The sequence below is a fragment of the Armatimonas sp. genome, from assembly GCF_031410135.1.
GTDB lineage: Bacteria > Armatimonadota > Armatimonadia > Armatimonadales > Armatimonadaceae > Armatimonas.
In genome coordinates, this window is sequence record NZ_JANNYP010000534.1 from 1 (window position 1) to 5,724 (window position 5,724).

A 5,724-nucleotide genomic window follows, 5' to 3' on the forward strand; every position below is an offset into this window, starting at 1 on the left:
GACGGCCAGCCGCTGGACAAGCGCCCGACCAACTCCTGGGCACTGAGCCTGCACGAGGTGAGCACGCTGGAGCTTTTAGAGGTGCAGCTTGTCAATGCCACCGCGCCCTTTGTGCTCACGGGCCGCCTCAAGCCTGCGTTCCTGCGCTCGCCCAATGCCAGGCGCTTTGTGGTGCAGGCATCGGCGATGGAGGGACAGTTCAATCGCGCCAGCAAGACCGAGCGGCACCCGCACACCAACATGGCAAAAGCGGCGCTCAATATGCTGGTTCGCACCAGTGCGCAGGAGTGGGCACGCGAGGGCATCTATATGAACGCGGTCGATACCGGCTGGATCACTGACGAGAACCCCTACCCAAAGGCAACCCACCTGCGCGACGATAAAAACTTCTACACACCGCTGGACTCCACCGACGGTATGGCGCGCCTCTACGACCCCATCGCGCAGGGGCTGACCTCCCCCGACGAGCCCCGCTTTGGGCACTTCCTAAAGGACTTTGAACCCTATGCCTGGTGACGATCCCACCATCCTCTGCCCGGTGCACCTAGCACCAATCACGCCTTGCGCTCCCGAGGAGCTGGAGCCGCTTCTGGCGCACCTAAGTGGCGACACGCCTGTGATGGAAAGCGCCGTCTTCCCTCGTGGAACGCTCCTAGACGACGGGCGCTTGGATCTGTGCAAGCAGAGCCTCGGACCGGAGAACTGCCAGCGGCTTGTGGCAGCGCTGGAGGGCAACACGCACGTGCGTAGCCTGATGCTAGGCACGGATGGAATCGGGGACAGTGGGGCAGCGGCGGTGGCGACGCTGGCCAAGAGTAATCCAAGGCTGGAGGTGCTCTATCTCGGCTGCAACAAGATCGGCCCCGCCGGTGCCGAGGCGCTCTCCGAGGCACTGGCGCACAATACGTCGGTGACCGGGCTCTGGCTCAAACGCAACCCTCTCGGGCCTGAAGGGGCCAAAAAACTCGCTGGGATGCTACGTATCAACCAGAGCCTGCGGGTGCTAGACCTTGTCAACACCGACCTACGCACAACAGGCTTCGATGCGATTGTCACCGCGCTCTGTGAGGCCAATCGTAGTGTCGAGCGCCTCTATCTCAGCGGCAATGGTCTCGGCCCCGAGCAAGCGCATGGCCTAGCCCGCCTGCTCCGTGAAGCACCGTACCTAAACGCCCTGCTACTCAGCGTCAACCGGCTCGGCGACGAGGGCGCAGTGCTGCTTGCCGAGGCACTGCGAAAAAACACGACACTGGAGGAGCTAGATCTGGCGAGCAATGGTATTGGGACGACTGGGGCTCTGACTCTTCTCGAAGCCGTCCTCGCACACCCGCGCCTACACACGCTTAGCCTGGGCTACACCCCCTCAACTCGGGTTTTAGGCTCATCGGCCAATGCCCTCGGTGACAAAGGCGCGTTCGCCCTTGCCGCACTCCTGCCCGGTGCAAAAACCCTGCGCCGCCTCGACCTGCGTCGTAATGGCCTCTCAAAGCGCGGAGTCACCGCCCTTGTCGAAGCACTTGAACACAACCACACACTGGTTGATCTTCAGATAGACGGCAAGCCCAACCCCAAGCTTGGGGAGCTTTTGGAGCGCAACCAGGCGCAGTCCCTCCCGCCCACCCGCGACCCCGATGTCGCCCTTATCCGCAGTGTCTACCGCTAACCACATGCCAAGAAACCTCTACCGTCCTGGACGTATCGAGTTCCCTGAGCTTGTCAAGCTGAGCCCACTTATTCTCCTCGGCCAAGTAGAGCTTGTCACCAACTTAGACCTTGCCCTGATCGAGGTAAAAGAAGCCTTCAAAGGAAGACCGGCGCGTTATCTTCCCTTTCATGTTAGGACAGATCGCAACCGTGTCTTTGAGCTCTCACCGGGGAGAGAGTGTCTGTTTTTCATGGAGCCCGACGAAGAAGAGCCAACGCACTACGTCGATGTTTGGTCAGGTCGCGGGGTGATGCCCATAACTCAGCGTGGCCAGAAGCAAATCGTTGAGATATTCACGGCAACGGTAATCATGGACAAAAAGATCAAGGTTCTGGAGCCTGGCCCGCAGTCCACCACCAGCTTCTTCGCATACCGCGAGATCGTCCGCGCGATACGCCACCACAATCACCGGTAAACGCTCCCCTTTTTGCTCTACAATAGCCCCATGAAAAAGCTCCAGCGGCCCTTGGGCATCTTAGCACTCCTCGCACTGGTCACGGCGTTTGTACTGTGGATGCAGGAGCCGCCGACACCCGTGGCGGCCAGTGCGCCTGCAGATGTGTTCTCTGCCGAGCGGGCGATGGTGCATGTTCACCAGATCGCACGAACGCCGCATCCGCCCGGAACGCCGGAGCACGACCGGGTGCGGGACTACTTAGTCGCGGAGCTGACCAAGCTGGGCTTTACGACGACGGTTCAGAAGCGAATCGCGCACCGGGACGAGCACGATGGGGCGCTACGGCTGGCGAGCGTGGAGAATATCGTCGCGGAGAGGCACGGCACGGCCCCGACGGGCACGTTGCTGCTCGCCGCACACTACGACTCGCACCTCAGTGGCCCTGGCGCAGGCGACGATGCGGCGGGAGTGGCGGCGCTTCTGGAGGCGATGCGTGCCCTGGGATCGGGGGCTGCAAAAAACACGCTCCGCGTGCTCATCACCGATGCAGAGGAGTTTGGCTTGCTCGGGGCGCAGGGCTACGTGGACAGTTTGACCGAGAAACCCGAAAAATCCCCAACGCTCGTGCTGAACTTCGAGGCGCGCGGTGGCGGCGGCCCGGTCTTTATGTTCGAGACAAGCGAGTTCAACAAGGAGCTGATCGAGCAGTTCGCGCATGCCTGCCCACACCCACACGCATCGTCGCTGATGTATGCACTCTACGAGACCCTACCCAACGATACCGATCTGACAATATTCAAAAAGGTAGGGATGATGGGGCTGAACTTCGCCTTTGTCGGACGCTGGCAGAGCTACCACTCCGCACTCGATACCCCAGAGAACCTGGATACGCGTAGCCTCCAACAGCACGGTGCCAGTGCGCTGGCTCTCAGCCGGGCGTTTTTAGAGACAGACCTGATGTCACTCGATAGTAAACGCAAACAAAATGCTATCTACTTCGATGTGCTTGGGCAGTGGGTATTGCACTACCCAACCTACATGGCCTGGGTCTACTCCGGCTATGTGGGGATATTTTTTCTTGCTCTTCTCTGGCGCAATCGGCAAGAGAAAGACGCGACCAAGGCGTTCTTTGCGGGGCTAGGGCTAGGGCTGGGGACACTGGTCACGGGCGCACTTGTCGCCGTGCTGGTTGGTTTTGCTGTGCAGCCGTTTCGGCAATCCGTTCCCAACCGCGACCCGTACGGTGTCCGCTGGTTTGAGGCCGCACTCCTACTGGCGACACTGGCCTTTATCTGGCTGGAGTGGGGGCCGGTGCTACGGCGCTTTTCGGGCAAGCAACTCTCTCTAGGAGCGCTTTGCTGGTGGGTGTTGGCGCTGATCGCCACCAATCTCTTTCTCCCTGGCGCAAGCTATCTGTTTCTCTGGCCCCTGCTCTTTTCCCTGATCGGAATCGCTTGGGGAAAGCCCTGGCTCGCCGCAGTGCCACTCCTGGTCTTTCTTGCGCCGGTCTGGCATAGCCTCGCCCTGCTTCTGGGCTTCGGACTCCCGCCGTTCTTGGGCGTGCTCGCCACCTTTGGCCTGCTCCCTCTCCTGCCGCTGGTTCGGGACACCGTCAAGCCACTCGTGCTCCTTCCTCCTGCTGTCTTTCTGCTAAGCGGTGTGGTTTGCTTCGTGATCGGGGCGCTACAAACGGGGCCACGAACCAGCGCCCTGCTCTACCTTGAAGATGCTGACACCGGCAAGGCGCAGTGGGTGAGCTTGCAGAAACCTAATGTCTGGACAAAGGCCGTGCTGGGCGAGCGACCCACGGAGACGAAACTCGGGGATTTCCCCGCCTTTGCAGCGCCCACTCCGAGCCTGAAGCTCCCCGCCCAGACAATTACACATCAAGGACAAAGCATCACGATCACCCTACCCGAACGCGCAACGGAGCTGATGCTGACGTTTGACAAACCGACGACTCTTACTCTTGATGGCAAGAAGCTCCCCGCTCTGACGAAACTGCGCTGGTTTGGCCCCCCACAGACAGCGACTCTTTCGGCAGAGGCTTCAGCGGAAACGACACTCACTGTGGACATGGTGCTTCCTGGCTTGCCACCAAACACTCCACCGCGCCCTGAGGGCTGGATTCCCGTCTCCGTGGACTCCTACACCGATGTACGCATCGTGCGGCGGACGCTACGGATCGGGTACAAATAGCCCATGCGAACGATGCTCCTGCCCCTCTGCCTACTGACACTTATTCTGCCCGCCGCCGCTTGGAACAAGCCCGGCCACATGGCCACGGGAGCCGTTGCTTACCACGATCTTAAAGCCAACCCGGCGCTTTTAGAGAAACTGGTCGCTGTTCTGCGCGAGCACCCGGACTACGTGGGCAAGTGGAAGCCGCAGGTGGACGAAGGCGCTGCCGCCAATATCCCTGATGCGGAGGTGCTCCTGATGATGGCGGCTCGCTGGCCCGACGACTCCGACGATGGCCACCGTGGGCAAAAAGGCGAGTGGCACTACATCAACACGCCTGTGTCTTTTGATGGGAGCCCAACCAAGCCCGCGAAGCCCAATAATCTTGTGACATCATTTCCCGACCGTGTGCAGGAGTTCAAGAGCGCCCCCAACAGTGCGGAGGGCAAGATTCAAAAAGCCATCGCGCTCTGCTGGATCCTGCACCAGCTCGGCGATGCCCACCAGCCGCTGCACGCCGTCTCGCTCTTTAGCCAGCGCTTCCAGGGCAATGCGGGCGACCTGGGCGGCAATATCTTCTACGTCCGCTACTCCGAGGGCGGCGCAACACAAAAGCTGCACTTTGTCTGGGACGAGGCGATCACGAGTAGCTACAACCTGCGCCAGCTTAACCAGCTTGCCATCACGCTCCGCGCCGAGAACCCACGCGCCAAGTTTGAAAATGTCGGCGAGCAGAAGCAGCAGAGATGGATTGAGGAGAGCGCGGCGCTGGCAAAGTCAGTGGTGTATCAGAATGGTATGCTCCAGAGCGGCCCCAACAAAAACGACGGTATTGTGCTCCCCGCAGGCTACTCCCAAGAACGCGGACGCGTGGGCAAGCAGCGTGGCACGCTGGCAGGCTACCGCATGGCCGACTGGCTGAAGGCGCACCTATGAGCTTGCTACTTGGCGTGGACATTGGCGGCACGAAGATCGCAGCGGGGATTATCGACGCGGCAACGGGGCAGGTGCTCCACAAAGCCCGCATCCCCACCGAGGCAGAAAATGGCGGCGCGTCGGTGCTGGCGCGTGCCGTAGAGCTGGCAAAATCTCTGCCCGGTGAAGGCGTTATCGGCATTGGCATCGGGGCGGGAGGGCAGATCGATCCCGTTGAGGGGGTTGTAGTCAATGCCACCGAGATTCTCCCCGGCTGGAAAGGCCAGCGCCTCAAAGAGGCGTTTGAAAAAGCCTTCGGTCTGCCCGCCTTTGCCGACAACGATGTCAACGCGCTGGCCGTGGGTGAGAGCCGCTACGGTGCGGGAAAGAACTACCAGCATCTCGTCTATCTGGGGCTGGGAACGGGAGTCGGTGGAGCGCTGGTTCACGACGGCAAGCTGGTACACGGACCAAAAGGTGCGGGCAGTGAGCCAGGGCATCTGGTGCTCTACCCCGACGCGCCGCC

General features: G+C 60.9%; 6 protein-coding genes. All 6 read left to right on the forward strand.

All coding sequences use genetic code 11. The features are described 5' to 3' along the window. Positions 1-516: SDR family oxidoreductase (locus RMO15_RS19825; protein WP_309715876.1), on the forward strand; the 516-nt coding region annotated here is incomplete at its 5' end. After that, entirely contained in the window at positions 506-1,663 is a 1,158-nt protein-coding gene (locus tag RMO15_RS19830; protein ID WP_309715879.1) for a hypothetical protein, read from the forward strand. The genes RMO15_RS19825 and RMO15_RS19830, both read left to right, overlap by 11 nt. Before the next feature lie 4 nt (positions 1,664-1,667). Further along, positions 1,668-2,120, forward strand: a complete 453-nt coding sequence (locus RMO15_RS19835; protein ID WP_309715883.1) for a hypothetical protein — start codon at positions 1,668-1,670, stop codon at positions 2,118-2,120. A gap of 30 nt (positions 2,121-2,150) precedes the next feature. Beyond that, positions 2,151-4,301 carry a M20/M25/M40 family metallo-hydrolase gene (locus RMO15_RS19840; RefSeq protein ID WP_309715886.1) on the forward strand — a complete coding sequence of 717 codons (2,151 nt, stop codon included), beginning with the start codon at positions 2,151-2,153 and terminating at the stop codon, positions 4,299-4,301. A gap of 3 nt (positions 4,302-4,304) precedes the next feature. Next, positions 4,305-5,219, forward strand: a complete 915-nt coding sequence (locus RMO15_RS19845) for a S1/P1 nuclease (protein ID WP_309715887.1) — start codon at positions 4,305-4,307, stop codon at positions 5,217-5,219. Then, positions 5,216-5,724, forward strand: a 509-nt coding sequence (locus RMO15_RS19850; protein WP_309715890.1) for an ROK family protein, incomplete at its 3' end; no start/stop codon positions are given. The genes RMO15_RS19845 and RMO15_RS19850, both read left to right, overlap by 4 nt.

Bases quoted from the DNA above. Each gene is read 5' to 3' on its own strand.
- RMO15_RS19830 (WP_309715879.1), top strand. From the start codon at position 506: ATGCCTGGTGACGATCCCACCATCCTCTGCCCGGTGCACCTAGCACCA.
- RMO15_RS19835 (WP_309715883.1), top strand. From the start codon at position 1,668: ATGCCAAGAAACCTCTACCGTCCTGGACGTATCGAGTTCCCTGAGCTT.
- RMO15_RS19840 (WP_309715886.1), top strand. From the start codon at position 2,151: ATGAAAAAGCTCCAGCGGCCCTTGGGCATCTTAGCACTCCTCGCACTG.
- RMO15_RS19845 (WP_309715887.1), top strand. From the start codon at position 4,305: ATGCGAACGATGCTCCTGCCCCTCTGCCTACTGACACTTATTCTGCCC.